Source organism: Phormidium tenue FACHB-1052 (assembly GCF_014696675.1).
Lineage (GTDB): Bacteria > Cyanobacteriota > Cyanobacteriia > Phormidesmidales > Phormidesmidaceae > Nodosilinea > Nodosilinea tenuis_A.
On the sequence record NZ_JACJQN010000007.1, the window covers coordinates 78,339 to 99,968 of the forward strand.

Annotated in this window: 22 protein-coding genes; 13 read left to right on the plus strand and 9 right to left on the minus strand. The window is 57.8% G+C overall.

The genetic code is table 11. The annotated features are described in order from the left end of the window. Positions 1-67: 67 nt before the first annotated feature. Positions 68-457: a hypothetical protein gene (locus H6G07_RS11415; protein WP_073609919.1), complete on the plus strand. Its 390-nt coding sequence runs from the start codon at positions 68-70 to the stop codon at positions 455-457. A gap of 93 nt (positions 458-550) precedes the next feature. On the opposite strand, the gene H6G07_RS11420 is transcribed toward H6G07_RS11415, so the two are convergent. After that, on the minus strand, positions 551-1,135 hold the full coding sequence (locus tag H6G07_RS11420; protein ID WP_073609918.1) for a hypothetical protein: 585 nt from the start codon (positions 1,133-1,135) through the stop codon (positions 551-553). A gap of 227 nt (positions 1,136-1,362) precedes the next feature. Here H6G07_RS11420 and H6G07_RS11425 point away from each other — a divergent pair, with 227 nt between their 5' ends. Then, a complete protein-coding gene (locus H6G07_RS11425; RefSeq protein WP_073609917.1) occupies positions 1,363-2,256 on the plus strand; it encodes an ABC transporter permease in 894 nt (297 codons plus the stop codon). A gap of 94 nt (positions 2,257-2,350) precedes the next feature. Next, entirely contained in the window at positions 2,351-2,983 is a 633-nt protein-coding gene (locus H6G07_RS11430; protein WP_139297128.1) for an SH3 domain-containing protein, read from the plus strand. Here H6G07_RS11430 and rarD read toward each other — a convergent pair. The 5 genes from rarD to H6G07_RS11455 all read right to left on the minus strand — a co-directional run bounded on the left by rarD (position 2,961) and on the right by H6G07_RS11455 (position 8,327). Beyond that, on the minus strand, positions 2,961-3,881 hold the full coding sequence (gene rarD, locus H6G07_RS11435; protein WP_073609915.1) for an EamA family transporter RarD: 921 nt from the start codon (positions 3,879-3,881) through the stop codon (positions 2,961-2,963). The genes H6G07_RS11430 and rarD overlap by 23 nt on opposite strands. Before the next feature lie 36 nt (positions 3,882-3,917). Further along, a complete protein-coding gene (locus H6G07_RS11440; RefSeq protein ID WP_073609995.1) occupies positions 3,918-5,420 on the minus strand; it encodes an ATP-binding protein in 1,503 nt (500 codons plus the stop codon). Between the two features lie 144 nt (positions 5,421-5,564). Then, entirely contained in the window at positions 5,565-7,070 is a 1,506-nt protein-coding gene (locus H6G07_RS11445; RefSeq protein WP_073609914.1) for a UDP-N-acetylmuramoyl-L-alanyl-D-glutamate--2,6-diaminopimelate ligase, read from the minus strand. A 31-nt stretch (positions 7,071-7,101) separates the two neighbouring features. Continuing rightward, the gene (locus tag H6G07_RS11450; protein WP_338420694.1) at positions 7,102-7,401 is read right to left on the minus strand and encodes a glutaredoxin family protein; all 300 of its coding nucleotides are present in this window, start codon (positions 7,399-7,401) and stop codon (positions 7,102-7,104) included. Positions 7,402-7,412: 11 nt separating this feature from the next. Then, positions 7,413-8,327, minus strand: a complete 915-nt coding sequence (locus tag H6G07_RS11455) for a helix-turn-helix domain-containing protein (RefSeq protein ID WP_242026736.1) — start codon at positions 8,325-8,327, stop codon at positions 7,413-7,415. 118 nt (positions 8,328-8,445) lie between these two features. On the opposite strand from H6G07_RS11455, the gene H6G07_RS11460 reads away from it, so the two are divergent. The 6 genes from H6G07_RS11460 (at position 8,446) to H6G07_RS11485 (ending at position 12,646) form a co-directional block, all read left to right on the plus strand. Next, positions 8,446-9,003 (plus strand): Uma2 family endonuclease, encoded by a 558-nt coding sequence (locus tag H6G07_RS11460; protein ID WP_073609913.1) that lies wholly within the window; start codon positions 8,446-8,448, stop codon positions 9,001-9,003. 99 nt (positions 9,004-9,102) lie between these two features. Next, positions 9,103-9,735, plus strand: coding sequence for an FMN-dependent NADH-azoreductase (locus tag H6G07_RS11465; RefSeq protein WP_073609912.1), 633 nt, complete (start codon positions 9,103-9,105; stop codon positions 9,733-9,735). Positions 9,736-9,822: 87 nt separating this feature from the next. After that, a complete protein-coding gene (locus H6G07_RS11470) occupies positions 9,823-10,299 on the plus strand; it encodes an anthrone oxygenase family protein (RefSeq protein WP_073609911.1) in 477 nt (158 codons plus the stop codon). Between the two features lie 206 nt (positions 10,300-10,505). Further along, positions 10,506-11,375, plus strand: a complete 870-nt coding sequence (gene blaOXA / locus H6G07_RS11475; protein ID WP_139297127.1) for a class D beta-lactamase — start codon at positions 10,506-10,508, stop codon at positions 11,373-11,375. Between the two features lie 46 nt (positions 11,376-11,421). Next, a complete protein-coding gene (locus tag H6G07_RS11480) occupies positions 11,422-12,000 on the plus strand; it encodes a dihydrofolate reductase family protein (protein WP_073609909.1) in 579 nt (192 codons plus the stop codon). 100 nt (positions 12,001-12,100) lie between these two features. Beyond that, positions 12,101-12,646 carry a GNAT family N-acetyltransferase gene (locus H6G07_RS11485; protein WP_073609908.1) on the plus strand — a complete coding sequence of 182 codons (546 nt, stop codon included), beginning with the start codon at positions 12,101-12,103 and terminating at the stop codon, positions 12,644-12,646. A 103-nt stretch (positions 12,647-12,749) separates the two neighbouring features. Here the strand turns inward: H6G07_RS11485 and H6G07_RS11490 are convergent, their stop codons facing one another. Further along, on the minus strand, positions 12,750-14,324 hold the full coding sequence (locus H6G07_RS11490) for a sensor histidine kinase (protein WP_244901951.1): 1,575 nt from the start codon (positions 14,322-14,324) through the stop codon (positions 12,750-12,752). A gap of 151 nt (positions 14,325-14,475) precedes the next feature. Beyond that, a complete protein-coding gene (locus tag H6G07_RS11495) occupies positions 14,476-14,832 on the minus strand; it encodes a hypothetical protein (protein WP_073609906.1) in 357 nt (118 codons plus the stop codon). 442 nt (positions 14,833-15,274) lie between these two features. On the opposite strand from H6G07_RS11495, the gene H6G07_RS11500 reads away from it, so the two are divergent. The 4 genes from H6G07_RS11500 to H6G07_RS11515 all read left to right on the plus strand — a co-directional run bounded on the left by H6G07_RS11500 (position 15,275) and on the right by H6G07_RS11515 (position 20,623). Further along, on the plus strand, positions 15,275-15,946 hold the full coding sequence (locus H6G07_RS11500; RefSeq protein WP_073609905.1) for a hypothetical protein: 672 nt from the start codon (positions 15,275-15,277) through the stop codon (positions 15,944-15,946). A 224-nt stretch (positions 15,947-16,170) separates the two neighbouring features. Continuing rightward, positions 16,171-18,021, plus strand: coding sequence for a biosynthetic-type acetolactate synthase large subunit (ilvB, locus tag H6G07_RS11505; RefSeq protein WP_073609904.1), 1,851 nt, complete (start codon positions 16,171-16,173; stop codon positions 18,019-18,021). 175 nt (positions 18,022-18,196) lie between these two features. Next, a complete protein-coding gene (locus H6G07_RS11510; protein ID WP_073609903.1) occupies positions 18,197-18,724 on the plus strand; it encodes a hypothetical protein in 528 nt (175 codons plus the stop codon). Between the two features lie 33 nt (positions 18,725-18,757). Further along, the gene (locus tag H6G07_RS11515; RefSeq protein WP_073609902.1) at positions 18,758-20,623 is read left to right on the plus strand and encodes a peptidoglycan D,D-transpeptidase FtsI family protein; all 1,866 of its coding nucleotides are present in this window, start codon (positions 18,758-18,760) and stop codon (positions 20,621-20,623) included. A 10-nt stretch (positions 20,624-20,633) separates the two neighbouring features. Here H6G07_RS11515 and H6G07_RS11520 read toward each other — a convergent pair whose 3' ends face one another. Continuing rightward, positions 20,634-21,605: a metal ABC transporter solute-binding protein, Zn/Mn family gene (locus H6G07_RS11520; protein WP_199312036.1), complete on the minus strand. Its 972-nt coding sequence runs from the start codon at positions 21,603-21,605 to the stop codon at positions 20,634-20,636. Positions 21,606-21,630: the final 25 nt, after the last annotated feature.

Here is a 21,630-nt window from a genome sequence, read left to right on the forward strand (position 1 = left end):
AACAACCTCAGGGCTGATCCCAGACAATAAGGACATAAGAACTCTAGCACCTGCCTAAAGGTCAATGATGGAATACACCTACTATCTCGCCAATGCCAGTTTGACCCTCCGTGTGGTCGAACACCTGCTGGGCACCCCGAGATTGCCCCTAGAATTTATGACGGTGATTCATCAGATCGACGGATGGGTCATTCGGGTCAAAATGAACGACAACATTGGCGTTCCCGATGCCGAAGATTTTCGCGCTTACATGAACGAGCTGGGCGTAGCCTACGACCCCGGCATTCGCGTACGCATGGCGCTGTGGGGCCTGGAAACCGGGCAATCGCCCATCGATGTGATGCGCCGCTACCAGGTGGCGATCGTCTCCCACGGCAAGCCCGATCGCGAAGAGATTGAAGCCTTCCGCCGTCAGTTTGTGATGGGCCTGGGCTACTGCCCCGAAACCCTAGCCTGAGCGGCTTTGCGGGGCATCCTTACCGATGGCTCTGCTGATATCAAGACATGTCCCTATGGGGTGGGGTAACCTGCCCCAATTTTTTTGCCCTTCTTATTTTTTGACCCATAGGGCCAGCCCACCGCTGCGCCCCCGAGCAGCCACATAGCCTTCCTCAGTCAAAAAGAACGAGAAAAACGGCAGCTTAGCCACCGAAGTAGCCGCAAAATCGCCTGCTTTAGCGGCTTTGCTGCGTAGAGGTAGATTAACCAGCGTCAAATCACCCACCAGCACCTGAAGACGCACAAAATCGAAGGCCAGCAGGTTTTTCTTCGGCAAAAACTTGGCTGGCCCCGTGAACCGCAGTTTAGCTGGTCCCACCTGGAGCTGGTTTTGAATGGTTAGCTGGTCATGGTCGTCTCGGTTGAAGCGAATGGTCGCGATCGCAATCCCCGGCATGTAAAACCCACTGCCCTGGGGTTTCCCAGCTTTGTAGGCGGGCTTTTTAGGGGCCGTGAACCGCAGCCGCCAGGTACCCAACAGCGCCTCTGGGGTAAACTGCCGCCGTTCGGCCTTGGTTTGCCGCTCGGCCTCTAGCAGGGCCGCTGTCACCTGCGGAGCACTGGGGTTTGCCCCGGAGGCAGCGGCCTCTAAAACCTGGGGCGTAGGTAGAGCGGTGGCGCTATTGGTGACGGTCATGGGGGCTCCAGAAAACAGGTAGGGCGATGCAGGATGAACGGGTCTTGCCATGCTGAGCAAGATTTGACCCGGCGATCGGTTGCAGTCTGACTCAATTCATTATGACAACGCCTGCGGGTGGACTGGGCGATGGCAGAGCCTCCCCTGGGGGAATCGCCCCCAGTCCCGGTCTTTGGCCCTGGCTCTGGCATAATAAGAGCCTATTCACTACTGCCCGGTGCGCTGCTATGGCTACCACTCCGCGATTGCCCCTGCTGCGCAACCCAGCCGCCAAACCAGCGGCCAATGTGTCGATGGTGCTGATGGGGGTAGGCTTGGCCATCACCCTGGCGTTTATTTTGATTGCCCTGCTAGCGCCGCTGATGCAGAGCTGGGGCTGGCTGCTTGACCCCACCACCGCCCTGCAAAATCCTACCCATGAGCCTCCCGGCAGCAACCACTGGTTTGGCACCACGCGGCAGGGCTACGACGTGTTTTCGCGCACGCTGTTTGGCACTCGCGCCGCCTGGCAGGTGGTGCTGCTGGCCACGCTGCTCAGCGTAGCGATCGGGGTGCCCCTGGGTATGCTCAGCGGCTACCTGGGTGGCTGGCTCGATCGCGCCCTGCTGTTCTTTATGGATACGATCTACACCCTGCCGGGGCTGCTGCTCTCGGTCACCCTGGCTTTTGTGGTGGGTCGGGGGGTGGTCAATGCGGCGATCGCCCTCAGTATTGCCTACATTCCCCAGTATTACCGGGTGGTGCGCAACCACACCGTCAGCGTCAAGACCGAGCTGTTTATCGAAGCCGCTCAGGCGATGGGGGCCTCGACCTGGACGGTGCTGACCCGCTACCTGTTTCTCAACGTGATTCAAAGCGTGCCGGTGCTGTTTACCCTCAACGCCGCCGACGCCATTTTGGTGCTGGGTGGCCTGGGCTTTTTAGGGCTGGGTCTGCCCGAACAGATACCCGAGTGGGGGGCCGACATTCGCCAGGCCCTCGATGCGCTGCCCACGGGCATCTGGTGGACGGCGCTATTTCCGGGGCTGGCCCTGACCCTGATGGTGACGGGGCTGTCTCTCGTAGGTGAGGGGCTGAACGAATTTATGAACCCCCTGCTGCGCCGCGAAAACTGGCGGTAGGGCAGCCCGATTACGTCCTAGCCCAGCAGGCCCAGCAGGATGTTTTTTGAGTCGGGATACTTTTGACTGGCAAAACCTATAGTGAGGAGATGGTATGGCAGTAAGCATGAACCCCTTGAGACCGCTGGCGATTGGGCTGGCAACAACGGCGGCGATCGCCTATGGCTTCACCCCAACAGCCCTAGCCCAGGGGTCTAGAATCGTCGTTCAAGACCTGCAAGAAAACCAGAGTCTCATTCGCCAGTGCCGACGGCTCAACCAAACCGTCGAGGTTTTTGACAACACCAGGCTGGGGCCGATCGCCAACCGCCTGGGTACTCTGCCAGCCGGTACTCAGGTACTTTTAACTGGGGTTGTAGCCGAAGGCCGGGCTCAAATCTTTTTAGGGAATAACTTCAACGGTTTGTCGTCTGTACAGCCTATGGGCTGGATCAGCGCCTCGGTTTTATCGCCCTGCAGCGACAGGCCACCATCGACGGCACGGGCCTGTTTTCGGGCCAATGTGCGGCTTTCGGTAAGGGCTACGCCTGCCACAAACGCCAGTATTATTGCTGACTACAATGCCGGAGATACCATTTACGCCTCTCGCAATCCACCCTGGCGGCAGAACTCCGGCGATGGCCGCGCTTGGCTAGAAGTCACCATCTTTGATGGCAGCACTGGCTGGGTGACCGAAACCAGCTCCTACGGACAAGTTATAGACATCAGCGCAGTTCCCTGCCCCTAGCCCGCAGCGCCGTGACGGAATACAGCAGCAGAGCTGTCCAAATACAGGCAAAGGTGACCACGTGAACTGGGGTGAAGGGCTCGCCATACACAAACACCCCCAGCAGCAGCGATAGCGACGGAGCGAGATACTGAAAGAAGCCGAGGGTTGCTAAGGTCAGCCGTTTGGCCGCTTTGTTGAACCACAGCAGCGGCATCGACGTCGCCACCCCAGCCCCAATAAATAGCAGAGTGATTGGCAGGCTTTCCCCAAAGTGCCCCTGCCCGTTGGCCGCGAGCCAGCTTACAAACAGCAGCACTAAAGGGGTAATCAGTAGGGTTTCGACCGCCAGGCCCACTAGCGGCCCCACTGCCACCACTTTGCGCAACAGGCCGTAAAACGCGAAGGAAATTGCCAGGGCCAAAGCAATCCACGGCACGGTGCCCAATTGCCAGATGAAGTAGCCCACCCCCACTACCGCCAGCGCTACGGCTACCTGCTGCCCCCGATACAGGCGCTCTTTGAGAAAGATAAATCCCAGCAGCACGGTCACCAGCGGGTTGATGTAGTAGCCCAGGCTGGCTTCGACGACGCGATCGCTGTTCACTCCATAGATATACAGCCCCCAGTTAAAGGTCAGCAGACTGGCGGTGAGCAGCAGCACCAGCACTTTGCGGGGCGATCGCAGTAGCGTTTGCAAATCTCCCAGCCGCCGCTGCACCAGCAAGATACCGACTAAAAACACCGCCGACCAGATCATGCGGTGGCTGAGCACCTCCACGGCAGAAGCGACGCCCAATAGCTTCCAATAGATAGGCAGCAGCCCCCAGGTGCTGTAGGCCAGCAGGGCATAAACCGCCCCAGCCCTGGCATCGGAGCGATCGCCGGGGGCCGCCGATGCAGATTTAGGTAAGGTCAAAGAACAAATCGCCGCTCAAACCACACATTCTAACGGTCAGGGCCGCCGGTGGTGAATGGGTAGCCGCACCACCATCGTCGTCCCTTCGCCAGGCTGGCTGCGAGCTACTACAGTGCCGCCGCAGTACAACAACAGCTGCCGCACAATCGACAGCCCTAGACCTGCCCCCTCGGTTTCGGCAGGTGGCAAGTTGCGGCCCCGATAGAATTGCTCAAAAATGTGGGGCAAATCGCTAGCCGAAATGCCGGTGCCGGTATCGCGCACTTCGATCTCGGCGTAGTCTGCGGTGCTCGTCGCCGTCACCCAGACCTGGCCGCCGCTGGGGGTATATTTCAGACTGTTGTTTAGCAGGTGAATCATCACCTGTCGCAGCCAGCTGTCGGGGCAGAGCACCGGCGGCAACTGGCTGGGGATGGTGTAGGCCAGCATAACGCCCTTTTCTGCGGCCAGGGGCTGGTAGGTGCTGACCACCGGAGGCACGGTTTCTGACAAATTTAGCGGGTCGAGCTGAGCCTGGCTAACGCTGGTCTCCATCTGCAGCAGGTTGAGTACGCCGCTAATCAGCGCACTCTGGCGATCGCACTCATGGCTGATCATCTCCATATACCGCTGCCGCTGGGGGGGCTTGAGGTGGGGCGAATCAAGCAGAGTCAGAGCAGTTTTGATGGTGGTGAGGGGAGTGCGCAGCTCCTGGCCCACCGTATTGAGAAAGTCATCCTTAAGGCGCAGCGTGTTGATCAACACCTCATTTTGGGATGACAGACTCGACATGTTTAGCGCCTGACGGCGGTAGGTCGAGGCCGACTGGCGCAGGTGTTCCTGGCGCGTGAGCTGCCAGTTGAGCCAGCGATCGACCAGAGTCAGGTAAGCCGGGGTGAGTGACGGAGTGGGCCTTAGCTGGGGCCACTGCTGAATCAGGGTAGCCAGATCGAGCCCGACAGCGGCGGTGCCCAGGCCTTGATCAATCTGGCGGCGAATGGCGCTGACCACTGTCGCCACCAGGTCGGGGTTGATGGAACAGCACACCGATAGATACGATGATCGCGCCGCTGTTGCTTCTTCTAGGGGCGGTGAGGCCTCGTCGTCATCCTCGGGGTCGCGTCGGCCCTCGGGGGTTCGCTGACTCTGCCCTGGGGGAGTAGCCGACAGGGGCTGCAGCCGATGGGCAATCAGCATGGCCGCAAAGGACTCAGATTGCACCACCACAAAGTAGTCGCCGCGCCAGGTGTGGCTATCGGGCAAGGGCACCACCACCTCGTTGCCCAGGTTGGGCGACTCTGCGTCAGGGCGAGCAAACCGCAGCACCCGATGGGGCAGCAGCAGCCCTTGACTGTAGCGCAGCACATCCTCATTCCAGGGGTCGCCCACCGGCAGCTTGACTAGCAGGTGGGCCTGAATGTCGTGGGCTTCAAGGAACTCTACCGTTGACTGTAGAATCGCCTTAAACCCCTTGGGTTTTACCTGGACATAGTCTGGGGCTGCCGCACTGAGCTGTAGAAGCCGGTGCAGCGACACCTCTTGTTCTTGGTAAGACTGCATAGTGCTCCAACGGGCCGGGGCCAGGCTAGCGCCTACCCAAAACAAGATCAGCACTAACACCTATTAGGGTATCTTTAACCACTGAAAATGGCCGCGAGAATGTTGCGTGTATTCACATAACGCCGCCATTTCAGGGCAAAAATGTTAGCTCATATACCGTTTTTCGAGAAAATAGCGCGCCTGTTCGCGGTCGTCAAAGTGAATTTTTTCGGTGCCAAGAATCTGGTAGTCTTCGTGGCCCTTGCCCGCGATGAGAATGCCATCCCCCGGCTGGGCCAGGTTAATGGCGGACTGAATGGCGGTGGCGCGATCGCCCACCACCTGATCACTCCCTAGCTCTGCCGGAATGCCCGCCACCACATCCCGCAAAATCTGCTCAGGGTCTTCGGTGCGGGGGTTGTCGGAGGTGACGACCACCACATCGGCCAGCTCGTAGGCAATACGGCCCATCTGGGGGCGCTTGGTGCGATCGCGATCGCCGCCGCAGCCAAACACGCAGATCAACCGCCCCGGCACAAAAGGCCGCGCCGCCTGAAGGGAATTCTTTAGGCTATCTGGCGTGTGGGCGTAGTCCACAATCACGCTGATGTCTTGGGCCTCAGAAATCTTCACCTGCTCCATGCGCCCCGGCACGCCGCCAAAGCCCGGCAGGGCCGCTGCGATCGTGTCTAGAGCCACGCCTAGGTGCAGGGCTGCCCCCACCGCCGCCAGCAAATTCTCCAGGTTAAACTGCCCTACCAGCGGTGAGCTAAAGGGCACGGTGCCCACTGGGGTCTTCAGGGTTCCGGTGACGCCGTTTGCCTGGTAGGTGAGATCTCCGGTGTACAAGTCGGCGGCGGGATTTTGGGTGCTGTAGGTCCAAACGCGATCGCAGGGCAACTGGGAGACGAGGCGATCGCCGTAGGGTGTATCGATATTCACCACCGCACGACCCGCCAAATACCCCTCGCTAAACAGCAGCGCCTTGGCCTGGAAGTAGTCCTCCATATCGCGGTGGTAGTCGAGATGATCCTGGGTCAGGTTAGTGAACACTGCCACCTCAAAGGGGCAGCCCCAAACTCGCTTTTGAGCCAGGGCGTGGGAGCTGACCTCCAGCACGGCGTAGCGACAGCCTGCATCCCTTGCCGTGGCCAACTCAGCCTGAAGCTCGACCGCAAAGGGTGTGGTGTAGAGAGCGGTTTTCTGATGCCCGGGCCAGCGGGTGTAGAGCGTTCCCAGCAGCGCGGTGGGCTGCTCCGCCGCATTCAACAAATGCTCGATCAGGTGGGTGGTTGTCGTTTTGCCGTTGGTGCCCGTGACCCCTACCAGCCCCATCTGTCGGGCCGGGTAGTTGTAGAACCGCGCGGCCACTTCGGCACAGGCCACTGACATATCGGTCATGGGCACTACGCAAGCATCGTCCTCTGCGGGACGAGTCTGCAAAGCCTGGGCAGACACCAGCGCCGCCGCTGCGCCAGATTCCATAGCATTGGGCCAAAATTCACCGCCATCGACCCGCGTGCCCGGCATGCCAATGAACACATCCCCCGGCTGGCAGGCGTGGGAATTGGTGCACAGACCCTTGATGTCAGGATCGTTCCCTTCCGCCAGTGTGAATTCGGCGTCGATCAATCCAGCGGGCAGGCCCTCAAGCAGTTGGCGCAGCTTCATGTCAGCAACTCCTCACATCATTGAAGTTGCCCTATTCTGCCTTACTCTGGCCCATATAAGTCTGTATCAATTGCTCCACCTTGGCCTGGGGTGCCCGAGGCGACAGGCGCGGCAAAGGAATTTCTTGGCTACCCGATTCTCCCTGGATCACCTGGCACAGCACCGGAATCTCGTACTGGTAGCGCTGAAACCAGTCGTCGCGAGTGGTGATGTCGCGCACCTCTAGCTCAAAGGCTAGGTGGGCGGCGGCCACGAGTTTTTCTTCGAGCCCTTCGCACAGGTGGCAACCGGGCTTGCTGTAGAGCACAAATTTGGTCACGGGGTCAGTCACGGGAAGGACGCTCACTGCACGATCGCTCGGTAGGTGCTGGGGGTGGTGCCGGTGGTCTGGCGAAACTGTTTGCTCAGGTGGCTATGGCTGTTAAACCCGCACAGCAGGGCGATTTCTACAATAGAGTGGTTGGTTTGTTTCAACAACTGCTTGGCCCGCTCGACCCGCTGTTGCAGCACGTATTGGTGGGGGGCCACCCCCATCGCCTGTTTAAACTGATGACTGAAATGGAAGGGGCTGACACCGGCGATCGCCGCCAAATCCGCCAATTTCAGGTCAGCATCCAGGGCGTTGTGAATGTGGTCTAACACGGGCAAAAGCTGACGTTGGGGGAGTCCCCCAGGGTGAATTTGTAATTGCGGCCTGGTCACGGCGTACTGCCGCAGCAGATGCACCGCCAGCAGGTTGGTCAACGACTCGACGTAGAGCCTGCCGCCGGGGTTGGCCTGGTTAAGTTCGTCGAGCAGCATCAGGGCGATCGCCTCTAGCCGTCCATCCCGCAGGCGAAACTCGGGAATGAGTTCGATGCGATCGGGGTTCAGCCCCAGAGCTTCTTGCGCGACGGTGGCCACAAAGCCAGAGTCAACCCGCAGCTCGACGTAGTGGTCGTCGTCATCCCAGCGGGCAAAAAACGCGGTCTGGGCCGGAGTAATGGAAATATCGCCTTTGCCGTAGAGACTGCTGTGGGTTTTGCCGTCTTTAATCTGCAAAAACCGCACCGGACGCGCCGCCAGCGAGAGGCAAATTGTATGTTCCGATTTTGAGGCAATTCGGCACTCCCCCGGCGGATGCTGAAATTGCCCCACCTGAAGATGCTCCCAGGCCAAGTCTTGACTCGACAGAGTGGGTAGGCAGGTAAACTCAGCGCTATCCATCCCTAGGCGGTTTTGCAAACCCTTGGCATGCCTGGTTTTAGCTGCATTCATAGCTAAATTCTCCATCGGAGATAGCTTACGCCAGGCCCGGCTGCCCAGCCCCTCAAGTCTATCTGGCAGAATGGAACAATAGGCGAGTTTTCACTCTCAATAGCGGCAGAGAAAAGCGATGACCCCCCACGTTGCGATCGCAAAATGGACCCTTGAGGACTACCACCAAATGATTGCGGCGGGCATTCTCAGCGATCGCCGGGTGGAGCTTTTGAACGGAGAGATCATTGAAATGCCCCCCGAAGGAGAACCCCACGCCTACTACAGCCGCACCAGCGCGAAATATCTAGAGCAATTGCTGGGCGATCGGGCTGAGGTGCTGCAAGGCAAACCAATTACGATCCCAACCACCCAGTCAGAACCTGAGCCTGACATCGCTGTGGTACAGCCCTTGGGTCGGGAGTACCTCAGACACCATCCCTACCCAGAAAACGTCTTTTGGCTAATTGAGTTTTCTAACACCAGTTTGAGAAAAGATTCAGACCCCAAGGCCAATGCCTACGCTGCCGCAGGGATTCTTGAATATTGGATCGTCAACCTCCAGACAATGGGGTTAATTGTCATGCGTGACCCGGTTGAGGGCACCTATCGATCGCAAGCCACGCTAACGGAAGGCACTATTTCTCCCCCCACATTTCCTGATATCTCCCTATCTGTGAAGCGATTGCTGGACTAGCGGCTAGCTCACCGCAAGATTTTGACAGCCCCCCAAGAATCAAATAGCGCCCAACCAGTAAGGTTTCCTAGGCTAAACGGGTACTGACCTGGAGGCCCTATGGCACACCTTTTACATATTGACTCAAGCCCGCGAGGGGAAAGATCGCACTCCCGTCGCATGACCCGCGAATTTGTCGAAGCCTGGAAACAGACCCATCCCGCCGACACCGTCACTTACCGCGATGTTGGTCGCCAGCCCGTGCCCCATGTGGATGAGCCCTGGATTGTTGCCGCCTATACCCCGGAGGAGCAGCGCACGCCGGAACTGCAAGAGGCTCTGAAGGTGAGCGATCGCCTGATCGACGAACTGATCGCCGCCGATGTTGTAGTCGTGGGGTGCCCCATGTACAACTTCAGTGTCCCCAGCACCTTCAAAGCCTACATTGATCAAATTGTGCGCACTGGCCGCACCTTCGCCATTGATCCCGAAGATACCGAAGACCCCTACAAACCACTGCTCCACAGCAAAAAAATGTTCGTCATCACCGCCCGAGGCGCGTCAGGCTTTGGCCCCGGCGATCGATACGGCCACATGAACCACCAAGACCCTTACTTGCGGGTAGCCTTCGGCTTCATCGGCATCACCGATATCACTTTCGTGCATGTAGAAAACGACGAGCACAGCAGCGAAAGCCTGGCTACCTCCATTGCCGCAGCCCGCAAGCAGATTATGGATCTAGCAGCAGCATAGGCAAGAAAATTTTGAGTGTTTAGTTTTGAATTTTGAATTGAGATCCCCAACTCAGCACTTAAAACGCTCCCCTCTCTCCCCCTCCCCATGACTCCCGACTCCTGGCTCTTTCCCCTCAAACTCTGCACCGCCCTTGGCTGCGGATTGGTTGCAGGCGTCTTCTTCGCCTTTTCTACCTTTGTGATGCAAGCCTTGGGCCAGCAACCGCCCGCCCAGGGCATTGCCACTATGCAGTCGATCAACATCACCGTGATCAATCCCTGGTTTATGGGCGTGCTGTTTGGCACAGCGGCAGGCTGTCTCGCCCTCGTCGTTGCTTCGCTCATCAAGGGGCTACCCAGCGCTAAGTATCTGCTCATTGGCAGCCTGCTCTACCTGCTCGGCACTATTCTTGTCACCATCGCCTTTAATGTGCCGCTCAACGATGCGCTGGCGACGGTAAATCCAGACAGTGCCGAGGGCGCGACCCTCTGGGCCAAATACCTGACTAACTGGACGCTGTGGAACCACGTTCGCACCGCAGCCGCTCTCGGGGCCGCTGCCTGCCTAACTCTGTCGCTCTAGCGAATTGCCAGCGCCCATAACACTCGATCATGGCCATAGCTCTGGTCTCAGCAATGGCCAGCGGTGATCAATCACGACCTTGGCATTCAATTCATAGGTCTTATAGCACTGACAGCCCTAGCCGTCTTCAACCCTGCGTGAGCTAGACAAGTACCCAGGTACTATGTACAGTTGACTCCGTCCATCAATTTTGCCCTAATCAGGAGATCAATCTTGTGGATCGTGCCTATCCGTGGTTCTTGGGGTTAGCCGTCAGCAGCTTGGTGGCTCTCTCGACATCGCCTGCCGTTGCTCAACCCAGCGCAGCGCCGATCGCACCGCCAGTCGCCCAGCAATCTACCGATGTAGAAGCCCAATTTGCCCAGCACTTTCAAGCCCTAGGGGTAGAAGGGTCGATCATCATTCACGATGTGAATCAGAACGTGACCTATGAGCACAATCGCGATCGCAACCGCCAAGCCTTTCTGCCCGCCTCCACCTTCAAAATTCTCAACTCGCTAATTGCGCTTGAAACTGGAGTAATCGCCAACGATCTGGCTATCTTGACCTGGGATGGCGTTGAGCGCATGGTGCCCGCCTGGAATCGAGATCAAAACATGCGAACAGCGTTTAACCTATCCGCCGTCTGGTTTTACCAGGTGCTATCGCGGCGGGTGGGGCACGATCGCATGCAGCAGTGGGTCAGCGAGGCAGGCTACGGCAACCAAACCATTGGTGGCCCTGATGCGATCGACAGTTTCTGGCTAGAGGGCGATCTGCGGATTACGCCCCAGCAGCAAATCGAGTTCTTGCAGCGTCTGCACCGCAACGAACTGCCATTTTCTGAGCAGACCATAGCTACGGTCAAAGACATTATGATCACCGAGCGCACCCCTGACTACACGCTGCGGGCCAAGACCGGCTGGGCTGGCTTGGGCGAGGCCGATCAACCCCAAATTGGCTGGTATGTCGGCTATCTAGAGCAGGGGGAAAACGTCTACTTGTTTGCCACCAACATCGACATGCGCAGTGATGCCGATGCCCCAGTCCGCCTTGAGCTAACGCGTCGCTGCTTTGAGACCCTAAATCTTTTGTAGCCGTCCCTAAATCCTGACTCAACACCATGAGGGAGCACAATCTACCATGGCCACCATTTATTACACAGCGACTAGCTTAGATGGCTTTATCGCCGACCCAAACAATTCTCTCGACTGGTTGTTTCAGTTTGGCGAATTAGAGCCGAATACGTTTGATGCCTTTTTGGAGGGAGTAGGGGCGATCGCCATGGGCTCCACCACTTACCAGTGGATCTACGACCACGATTTTTCTGCTGAGGCTGACAACCCCCAGCCCTGGCCCTACAAAGTACCAGCCTGGGTCTTCACCTCGCGCCAGCTGCCGACGATTGAGCATGCCGATGTTCGCTTTGTCAGTGGCGACGTCCAGCCCTTTCACCAGGAGATGGCGATCGCGGCTGGCGACAAAAACGTGTGGATCGTCGGTGGCGGCGATCTGGCCGGTCAGTTCTACGACGCTGGGCTGCTGAATGAAATTGTGGTGCAAATTGCCTCGGTCACCCTCGGCGGCGGTGCTCCCCTGTTTCCGCTGCGGGTCGATCCGCCCTTGAAGCTGCTGTCAGCCAAAACCTACGGCCAAAACTTTGTGGAATTGCACTACCAGGTTCCAGCTCAAAAAAGACCAGGTAATTTCACGGTTGCCTAACTTGACACCGTTGCAGATTTCTATCGTGTCTTGGCAAAAGAGTACGCAAAACCTATAGTGGTCAGGCGGCTAGCCAACATTGAATCAGCAGGTGACAACCATGCCTGAGTCAAGCACCATTACCCTGCGGCCCGCTACCTTGAGCGACCTAGGCCTACTGCGCCACTGGGATGAACAACCTCAGGTGATCGCCGCCGACCCCAACGACGACTGGGGCTGGGAGGTAGAGCTAGCCCGCACCCCCACCTGGCGCGAGCAGCTCATGGCTGAACTCAACGGTCGCCCCATCGGCTTCATTCAAATTATTGATCCTGCCCAGGAAGACAGCCACTACTGGGGCGACGTACCGGCCAATTTGCGGGCGATCGACATTTGGATTGGCGAACCCACCGAGTTAGGCAAAGGCTATGGCACCACCATGATGCGGCTGGCCCTGGCTCGCTGTTTTGAGAATCCATTGGTGACAGCGGTGCTGATTGACCCGCTGACTAGCAACACCCGCGCCCACCGATTCTATGAGCGCCTCGGGTTCAAATTTGTAGAGCACCGCCGCTTTGGCGACGATGACTGCTCGGTCTATCGCCTAGACCGGGCTGATTGGGCCGACGCAACACCAAATCTGGACATAGCCATTGCCGATGGTTAAGCAACGCGTCATCCCAGCTATAGCTCGCGGTGGGATTGCTCTTAACTCTCTAAAAGCCCTCCCTAGAGAGTCTCTGAAGTTCACAGCGGTCACCATGAGCGGCTTACAGCGTTTTAGTCTCTAGGGGTAAAAATACCGTCAGCACTTCGCCAGCCTGGGGACGATGCCGCACGATCAGCTTGCCGCCTAAGGCTTGAAACAGATTCTTGGTGGCGTTGAGGTTAAGGCTGAGGCCCCCGGTTTCGGGCTGAAACATAAGCAACTGCCCCAGAGCCTTGAAGGGCGACGAGAAGGGATCAGGCTTGGGCTGGTCATCACAGCCCGTGGGGGGCAGCGACTGAAACTGAAGCTTAAGCTGGTGCCCAGCCAGGGTGACCGCTAGCTCGATGTGGCTGTAAGGAGGCAAGCTGTGGGTAAAGCGGTCGATCAGCCCGGTCAGCACCTGGGTCAGCATAGCTGGGTCACTATTTACCATGGGCAGACAGGGGGGTACGTTCACCGTCAGGCTGAGGTTGCGGCGACTGGCCTGCTGCTGCCAGCGAGGAATGGCATCGTCAAATAGCTGGTTGAGGGAGATCGCCGACAGGGGCGATCGCGGTCTGGCCGTCCGATCGGTCTCTAGCTCTACAGCTCGAAAAATCAGGCTAAAGCGATCGATCTGCTGGGTGCATTCGCGATCGATCAGCCGCAGCCGCTTACCCACTTCATCGCTGATATCTTTGCGCTTGAGCAGCGATCGCGTCAGCGTGCGAATTGTCGTCAAGGGCGTACGAATTTCGTGGGCCATTGCCTTGAGCAGCTCAGTATCGGGGCTGCCCTCCTCGGCGGGTTCAGGGGTTGCCTCAGCAGCACTGCCGAATACAGATTGAAAGTGAGGGGGCGAGTCAGTCTGAAAGGCCGCCACACTAGGGCGAGCGGGCAGGGCTAAGGTCGGCATAGCCACAGCCGATCCATGCCCCTCAGCCTCGACTGACCCAGGGGGCAGATGGCGCAGTTGGGCCATGAGCAAATGGCTGTAGCGAGTCACCAGGCGATAGTCGGGCTCAACGGGAGGAAACTGATCGATCAGGCGATCGAGGGCCTGCACCAGGGGGGGACGGGTAGCCACAACGCGATCGCGCAAACGCTGCCAGCCCTGCTGCACCACCTCAGGAGCAAAGGAAAACTGAAACTGGGGTAGTCCCTGAGCATCATAGCCCAGCACCAACAGCAGGCTGATGCGCCGGGTCAGCAGCAGACAAAACCGTTCTCCCACTAGTGGGTCACTGCTGGTTAGAGGCACCATCTGCAAATCACAGGCGGGAGCTGTGGCCGATCCTTTCCCCTGACCTGGCAGCAGAGGGCGGGTTACGGCCAGAATCTGCTCTAGCTGTTCGGGCACCAAAAGCCAGTGAGCCAACCGCCGCCCCATAAGGCGATCGGGCAACACTGGAAATGGCCCCGACAACACCCCGCCCATCAGCGGCAGCGGCCCATCCGCCTCCGCTAGGACAGAGTCTGGAGGAAGTTCGAGTAGTAGCCTAATCAGGGCTGTAAGACCACTTAACCACTCTTGCTCAGCCTGAATGTGAGCCTGGGGCGTACTAGCACCAGGCCGCCAATGAACTTCCTCTAGCCGGGGGCCAGACGAAACCTGCTGCTCACTGAGCAATGGACTAAGGGGTAGAAACTGCTGCACCAAGGCGTCACCTGTCTCTGCGATCGGCCAACTACGGCACTTAAGCCGCAGTCAGCAGGTTGCCCACTCCAGACAACCCACCGTCTATTACGAGACTACGCCCTTAATCACAATTGAGGTATGGGTAGAACCGAACGGAAACCCGGCCAATCTATCCGAACCAGCTCGACGGAATGGGATCAGCCTCAACCCGCTCGGTGCTAGGGCGACGCTGGGAAACTTCGGGCCGTCCCAGCAAAGCCTCAATTCCTTGGTGAATCAGCTGATTGATCTGATTGTGCTGCTCAGAGGAGTAGCAATGCCCCGTCGGTGCCATATCACAGGCCGTACTGCTGTCCATCGCGACATACACCACCGGCAGCCGAGCGAGAACGTAGGCCGTCAGTTTCTGCCGCAGTTCAGGCACTGCAAAAACCTGGCGGTATTCGTAGAGCGGATAGGCCGCCAGAATAGCGTCAATCTTATCCGTTACGATCGGTAAAGTTAGGTTGACAATGGTTTGAGGCATTTGAATTAAACTCCAGGGGTATTAGGCGGCAAGATTAGGGGTTAGGTACTTCACTCACAGACTGGGGATCAGTCTAAACAAGCTAAAAAGAGCCTGGGAGCAAGATTAAAGGTTGAAAACTAGTTCACCGGATAGACCAGCTCAGCCTAGAAATTAACTTGAAGCGACGGCTAGAGCCGGTTAATAGAAATGTTCTAAAGCTTTGAAGTGAAGCACCTCCTAACTGACCTTAGATATTCCCTATATATGTGTGCCGATGGCGATCCCCTTACCTAAGTTTTAGAAAAAAATCATTTTTCTCTTTCGAACGATTATAAAAACTACGTAAACTGACTCGTTTCTCAATCGTTGTTGTTTTTAGCAGGAGTGTTATTCTCCTAGCTATTACAATGCGTGTCTATTGATCAAATCTCGACCCAATCAACAAAGAATGTGGTAGACAGTGGCACTGCGGCAAATTGTTTTACTGATCTGTGGCGGCATACACCCGCCTAGCTTCACGGGGCAGATTTTGGCTACGATCGCCAGAGAAAAGGCCCTAAGCCAACACAGCCAGATTGTCTATGCGCCCCGCGCCCCGCTGGGCGTGCTTTCACCGTTTGCCCTGCGCCAAGCTCTTGAGGCCAGGGCTGAGTTGAGCGAAGAGCTAACAAGAGCGTCACGCTTTGCAACTCCTGAAGGAAATGACCTAGACCACACTGGCTCTACAGGTGCACCGCCAGCACTTGTGATTTGGGCCTTTAGCGCAGGCTGTGTCGGGGCCGCTGCCCTGGCTACTCACTGGCACCGTTACCAAGGGCCAGTACTGGCCCTCTTGATGGTGGATGGCTGGGGAGTTCCCCGCGACCCCGAGGTGCCAACCTATCGGCTCAGCCACGATCGCACCACCCACCACACCTCTCGCTGTTTGGGATCGGGAGATATCGATTTTTACGCAGACCCAGCCGTGCCCCATCTCCACCTGTGGCAACAGCCTCAGTCGGTAGAGGGTTGGGCCACAGCACCAGGGAAAGCTAGGGAACGCCTGACTGCCACCGATTTTCTTTGCCTGCGATCGCGCCAGGCCATCGACCGCTACACCGCCGGTTCACGGTTGAATATCAACGCCCCATAACCAGGCGGCCCAAAGTATGCCCTGTGGCAACAATGACCCTAGCCTCTGCTGCTAATATGAGAGGAAATGTTCTTCATTTAACAGCATTTAGCACCACGATTCCTGTAAAGCAGCGGCGGTGAGCCTGTTCACTGCCCGTGTGGCCTGAGGGAGAAAATGTTCTGACTTTATTTTCTTCTTAACTAATGCAATCTAGCCCTAGCCCAACTCAAGCACCCGCCGCTATGACAACTCCCATTGCCGCTCCTAACAGTGTTCTTGTGCGCCGCGCCTCTGGCGCTTTTGCCCTGATCGATAGTCTCAGACGGCACGGGGTAGAACATATTTTTGGCTATCCGGGTGGGGCTATTTTGCCAATCTATGACGAGCTATACCGCGCCGAAGCCGCCGGGGGGATCAGTCATATCTTAGTGCGCCATGAGCAGGGCGGAGCCCATGCCGCTGATGGCTATGCCCGCGCCACGGGGAAAGTGGGCGTTTGCTTTGGCACCTCTGGCCCTGGAGCCACCAACCTGGTGACCGGCATTGCCACCGCCCAAATGGACTCCATTCCCATGGTGGTGATTACGGGTCAGGTGCCCAGCCATGCGATCGGCAGCGACGCCTTCCAAGAGACCGACATCTTCGGTATCACGCTGCCCTTGGTCAAGCATTCCTACGTCGCTCGTACCCCTGAGCAGATTCCGCGCATGGTGGCGGAGGCTTTTTACATTGCTCAGACCGGTCGCCCTGGCCCGGTGCTGATCGACATTCCCAAAGATATCGGTCTAGCAGAATTCGACTACGTGCCTGTGGAGCCCGGCAAGGTGAGTCTGCCCGGTTACAAACCTACCGTCAAGGGCAACCCCCGCCAGGTCAATCCGGCTCTGCGCCTGCTGCGCCAGAGTGAGCGCCCCCTGCTCTATGTGGGTGGCGGTGCCATTACCGCTGGTGCCCATGCCGAAATTCGCCGACTGGCAGAATATTTTCAAATTCCCGTGACCACCACGCTGATGGGTAAAGGGTCTTTTGATGAGCATCACCCCCTAGCTCTCGGCATGCTCGGCATGCATGGCACTGCCTACGCCAACTTTGCCGTCAGCGAATGTGATCTGCTGATTGCCGTTGGCGCTCGCTTTGACGATCGCGTTACCGGCAAGCTAGACGAGTTTGCCTCTCGCGCCCAGGTCATCCATATCGATATTGACCCAGCTGAGGTGGGCAAAAATCGCGCTCCCCAGGTGCCCATCGTGGGCGATGTGAAGCACGTACTGACCACTATGCTCAGCCGCCTAGAGGAAGAGAATCAGCTGCCGCCCCCCAACCAAACGGCGGCCTGGCGCGATCGCATCGATCGCTGGAAGCGCGATTATCCCCTGGTGGTGCCCACCTATCCCGACGAGCTGTCGCCCCAGGAAGTGATCCACGAGCTGGCCATTCAGGCTCCCCACGCCTACTTCACCACCGATGTGGGTCAGCACCAGATGTGGTCAGCTCAGTTCCTCAAGAATGGCCCCCGCCAGTGGGTATCCAGCGCAGGGCTAGGCACCATGGGTTTCGGCATGCCCGCAGCCCTAGGGGTGCAGGTGGCGCTGCCCAACGAAACGGTGATCTGCATCAGCGGCGACGCCAGCTTTCAGATGAACCTGCAAGAGCTAGGCACCCTGGCTCAGTACAACATTCCCGTCAAGACGGTGATTGTGAACAACGGCTGGCAGGGCATGGTGCGTCAGTGGCAGCAAGCCTTCCACGGCGAGCGTTACTCCTCTTCTAATATGGAAGTGGGGATGCCCAACTTTGAGGTGCTGGCTCAGGCCTATGGCATCAAGGGCATGGTGGTGCGCGATCGCGACCAGCTCACCCCAACCGTGGCGGCAATGCTGGCCCACGACGGCCCCGTCCTGCTCGACGTGCGCGTGCGCCGCAACGAAAATTGCTACCCCATGGTGGCCCCTGGTAAAGGCAATCACCAAATGATCGGTCTGCCCGAGGTGCATGGCACTGGCAGCAGTACAGGTCTGACCCCCTGCGTGAGCTGTGGGCACCAAAATATCTCAACCAGCAATTTCTGCTCAGAGTGCGGTACAAAGCTGTAGACGCATAAAAACGTCATTTATTGCTGTAGAACGGTTCAAGATTTAAGGAATTGATCCTACTTTTTGGCCCTTAAACTTCAGACTTTAAATGCCGCGTTCATTTTGCCGGTTGATAGCTCAATTTTTTCAGAATGCAGTATCCTGACTTCAGTTTCATTACTGGTGTGGGTCATCTATGTCTGCTGCGCTGAAATCCTATGTGCCCCGTCCGGTGCCGTCTCGGTCTACGGCAGCGACAGCACATGCCCAAGGCTACGCCACGCAACCAGCAGAAACCAGGCCAGAAATTTCTGCGCCAGTGGTGCTGCCCCAGGCTCCAGGCTTAGACTCTTCTAGCCCCGTGGTGCGGCGACTGGCCCAGCTACACCTGGTGTCGTCAGCGCTGGCCACATCGCTGGTAGCGCTGACCTTGTTGAGCTATGGCACGTCGGTTTATATCAATCGCCAGCTCAACCAGGCCAGTCAGCAGCTCAATCGCTTGCAGCGCAACGAGCAGCAGCTCACCACCGCCAATGAGGTGCTTAAAAACCATCTAGCCCAGCAGGTAGAAGGGAGTGAAATGGGGTTTCAGCCACCTCAGCCAGGCAGCGTCATCTTTCTCAAGCCAGCGCAGCAGGCTGCGGTGGCAATGCCGGTTCCCGCATCAACATCGCTCTTGGGACGATTAGCACTACCCAAGGTAGATGTCCCTTTAGGTTATTAGACCCTAGCCTCACCGTTTACCTGCGTTGCACCCATGGCTAGCTCTACCTACTCTACCCGTCGCCGCCGTCGCCGCAAACAGCCTCGCCTACCGGCAGTGGTTCCCTTCAACCCATCAGCCAACCGGGTCAGAATACTTCTGGTGTGGGGTTTGCTGGTGCTGTCGCTGGTCGCGATCGCGGGGCGGTTAGCCTGGCTACAGCTAGCCCAGGGCGACAGCCTATCGAGTTTGGCACAGCAGCAGCGGCTCACCTCGCCCGTGCAGCGGCAGGTGCGGCACTCCATTGTCGATCGCCAGGGCAACGTGATTGCCGTCGATCGCGTGGTCTATACGCTCTATGCCCATCCTCAGCTCTTTGATCTATCAATTCCAGAGATGGCAGCGACCCTCAGCCCGCTGCTAGAAAGCCCAAAATCTAGTCTAATTGGCCAGTTTAGCCAGCAGCCGACCGGCATTCGGCTAGCCGACGGGCTACCCGAAGCGACGGTCGATCGCCTGCGTGCCCTACGTCTCAACGGTCTCGAACTACATCCCCAGCAGCAGCGCTTTTATCCTCAGCAGCAGCTATTTGCCCCCATTGTCGGCTTTGTCAATTTTGACGGGCAGCCCCAGGCAGGCTTAGAAATTGCCTATCAAGACCAGCTGGCGCTCACCCCAGTCGAAGCGGTCTCTCCCGCTGAGACAGAAACTCCTTTAGACACCTATGGGCCACCAGCGCCTGGTGCCAGCGCAGAGACTGCTACTCGCCCCGATCAGCTTGATGCTGATATAGCTACTGAAAGTGACGCCGCTGGATTGGAGCCACCAGACAGCACCGCCAGCCTGCGCCTCACCCTCGACAGTCGACTGCAACGGACTGCCCAGCAGGAGCTACAGGCGGTGGTCGATCGCCACAACGCCAAACGCGGCACCGTTATGGTGATGGAGGCCCAAACTGGTGAAATGCTGGCTCTGGCCAGTGTGCCTACCTACGACCCCAACCAGTATTTCAAAACCGACCCCGAAGCCCTCAAGACTTGGGCTGTAAGCGATCTCTACGAACCCGGCTCCACCTTTAAACCAATTAACATTGCGATCGCCCTAGAAGCTGGACTCATCAGACCCGACGAAGTCGTCAACGACAGCGGCCAAATGCAGTTTGGCGAATGGAAGATCAGAAACCACGACTACGCCACCGCTGGCGGTCGGGGGCCGATCTCCATCACCGACGTGCTGAAGTATTCCAGCAACGTAGGCATGGTACGCATCATGCAGAAAATGCCCGCCGCCGACTACTTTAGCTGGCTTCAGCGCCTCAGCCTCGATCGCCCCACCGGCATCGATTTACCCGCAGAAGCCACCGCTCAGCTAAAAGACCGTGAGCAATTTGTTCGCAGCCGAGTCGAGTCCGCTACTACGGCCTTTGGCCAGGGCTTTTCGCTGTCACCGATTAAGATGGTGCAACTGCTGGGCACCTTGGCCAATGGTGGCAAGCTGGTCACTCCCCACGTGGTCAGCGGGATGGTTGCCGCCGATGGCAACGAGGTGTGGGCTCCAGACCGTGCCCAGCCTAAGACGGTCTTTTCGCCCCAGACTACCCAGCAGGTGCTCACCATGATGGAGGCCGTCGTCAGCGAGGGCACTGGCGATGCGGCTAAGCTGTCCGGCTACCGCATTGGGGGCAAAACCGGGACAGCCCAAAAGGCCACCGCGTCGGGAGGCTATGGCCGAGGCCGAATCACCAGCTTTGTGGGCATTCTACCCATTGATGCACCCAAATATGTAGTGCTAGCTGTGATCGACGAACCCCAAGGAGATGACGCCTACGGCTCAACGGTCGCCGCTCCCCTGGTAAAAAAGGTGATCGAAGCCCTGGTAGTGCTTGAAGGGTTACCCCCGAGTGCCGCCGCTACCCCTTAGCGGGCGATCGCTAAAAGGGAGCCTCTGACACTGTGCCGCCGAGGTTTTCAACAATCAATCGCGTATTAGCGGCCATCATCTTGAGATAGCTATCCCCATCACTGCCAAGAGCACCAATCGAGTCAGAGTAGAGGGCTTGGGGTGCCAGAGCCACCCCAGATTCGTTAGCCACGGTCGTAATCAGCTGGGGATTAATAGTGGTTTCGGCAAAAATGGCGGGTACTCCCAACCCCTGAATGGAGGCGACTAGCTGCTGCACGGTGCGGGCACTGGGTTGCTCCTCAGTGCTTAGACCAATTAGGGTGCCCACCACGGTGAGTCCGTAGGCGCTGGCATAGTACTGAAAAGCATCGTGGGTGGTGACCAACTGCCGCTGCGTTGGGGGAATGGTAGCCGTTTGGATCTCAATCCAACCGTGAAGCTGCTCCAGTTCGGCAATGTAGGCCGCGGCGTTAGCGGTAAACAAGTCGGCCTGGTCGGGGGCTAGCTCAATCAGCTGATCTCGAATCGTTTCGACCATGGGCACCGCATTGCTCACATCACCCCACACATGGGGATCGGGTACAGTGGTTGTGCCTTTTTGCAGATCTAGGGGCGGCACCACCTCACCGACAGCTACCCGCTGGGCGTCTACTCCCGCCGCATTGAGCAGCCGCACCAGATTGGGTTCTAGGTTGTAGCCGTTGTAGAAAATTAGGTCGGCGTCTTCAAAGGCAATGGTGTCAGCGGGCACAGGCTCATAGACATGGGGGTCGGTGCCGGGCTGCAAAATGCTGGTCAGCGCAACATGATCGCCACCTACTTCCGCTACCCAGTCGGCAATGACAGTACTGGTAGCCACCACGGCAGGACGTGAGTCATCGGCCTCACCGGGCACAAGTTCTGACTGTTGAGCAGAGTCACAGCCTACTAATCCCAGTCCTAGGAGTAATACCGCTGCGGCGGTTTTTCCATACCGTGGATATAGATTCATGCACTGCATAGACCGCTTTTCATAATCATTTCAT

What these genes read in the sequence shown, in the direction of transcription:
- H6G07_RS11415 (WP_073609919.1), top strand. Translation starts at nt 68, where the DNA reads ATGGAATACACCTACTATCTCGCCAATGCCAGTTTGACCCTCCGTGTG.
- H6G07_RS11420 (WP_073609918.1), bottom strand. Translation starts at nt 1,135, where the DNA reads ATGACCGTCACCAATAGCGCCACCGCTCTACCTACGCCCCAGGTTTTA.
- H6G07_RS11425 (WP_073609917.1), top strand. Translation starts at nt 1,363, where the DNA reads ATGGCTACCACTCCGCGATTGCCCCTGCTGCGCAACCCAGCCGCCAAA.
- H6G07_RS11430 (WP_139297128.1), top strand. Translation starts at nt 2,351, where the DNA reads ATGGCAGTAAGCATGAACCCCTTGAGACCGCTGGCGATTGGGCTGGCA.
- H6G07_RS11440 (WP_073609995.1), bottom strand. Translation starts at nt 5,420, where the DNA reads ATGCAGTCTTACCAAGAACAAGAGGTGTCGCTGCACCGGCTTCTACAG.
- H6G07_RS11445 (WP_073609914.1), bottom strand. Translation starts at nt 7,070, where the DNA reads ATGAAGCTGCGCCAACTGCTTGAGGGCCTGCCCGCTGGATTGATCGAC.
- H6G07_RS11455 (WP_242026736.1), bottom strand. Translation starts at nt 8,327, where the DNA reads ATGAATGCAGCTAAAACCAGGCATGCCAAGGGTTTGCAAAACCGCCTA.
- H6G07_RS11460 (WP_073609913.1), top strand. Translation starts at nt 8,446, where the DNA reads ATGACCCCCCACGTTGCGATCGCAAAATGGACCCTTGAGGACTACCAC.
- H6G07_RS11465 (WP_073609912.1), top strand. Translation starts at nt 9,103, where the DNA reads ATGGCACACCTTTTACATATTGACTCAAGCCCGCGAGGGGAAAGATCG.
- H6G07_RS11470 (WP_073609911.1), top strand. Translation starts at nt 9,823, where the DNA reads ATGACTCCCGACTCCTGGCTCTTTCCCCTCAAACTCTGCACCGCCCTT.
- H6G07_RS11480 (WP_073609909.1), top strand. Translation starts at nt 11,422, where the DNA reads ATGGCCACCATTTATTACACAGCGACTAGCTTAGATGGCTTTATCGCC.
- H6G07_RS11485 (WP_073609908.1), top strand. Translation starts at nt 12,101, where the DNA reads ATGCCTGAGTCAAGCACCATTACCCTGCGGCCCGCTACCTTGAGCGAC.
- H6G07_RS11495 (WP_073609906.1), bottom strand. Translation starts at nt 14,832, where the DNA reads ATGCCTCAAACCATTGTCAACCTAACTTTACCGATCGTAACGGATAAG.
- ilvB (WP_073609904.1), top strand. Translation starts at nt 16,171, where the DNA reads ATGACAACTCCCATTGCCGCTCCTAACAGTGTTCTTGTGCGCCGCGCC.
- H6G07_RS11510 (WP_073609903.1), top strand. Translation starts at nt 18,197, where the DNA reads ATGTCTGCTGCGCTGAAATCCTATGTGCCCCGTCCGGTGCCGTCTCGG.
- H6G07_RS11515 (WP_073609902.1), top strand. Translation starts at nt 18,758, where the DNA reads ATGGCTAGCTCTACCTACTCTACCCGTCGCCGCCGTCGCCGCAAACAG.
- H6G07_RS11520 (WP_199312036.1), bottom strand. Translation starts at nt 21,605, where the DNA reads ATGCAGTGCATGAATCTATATCCACGGTATGGAAAAACCGCCGCAGCG.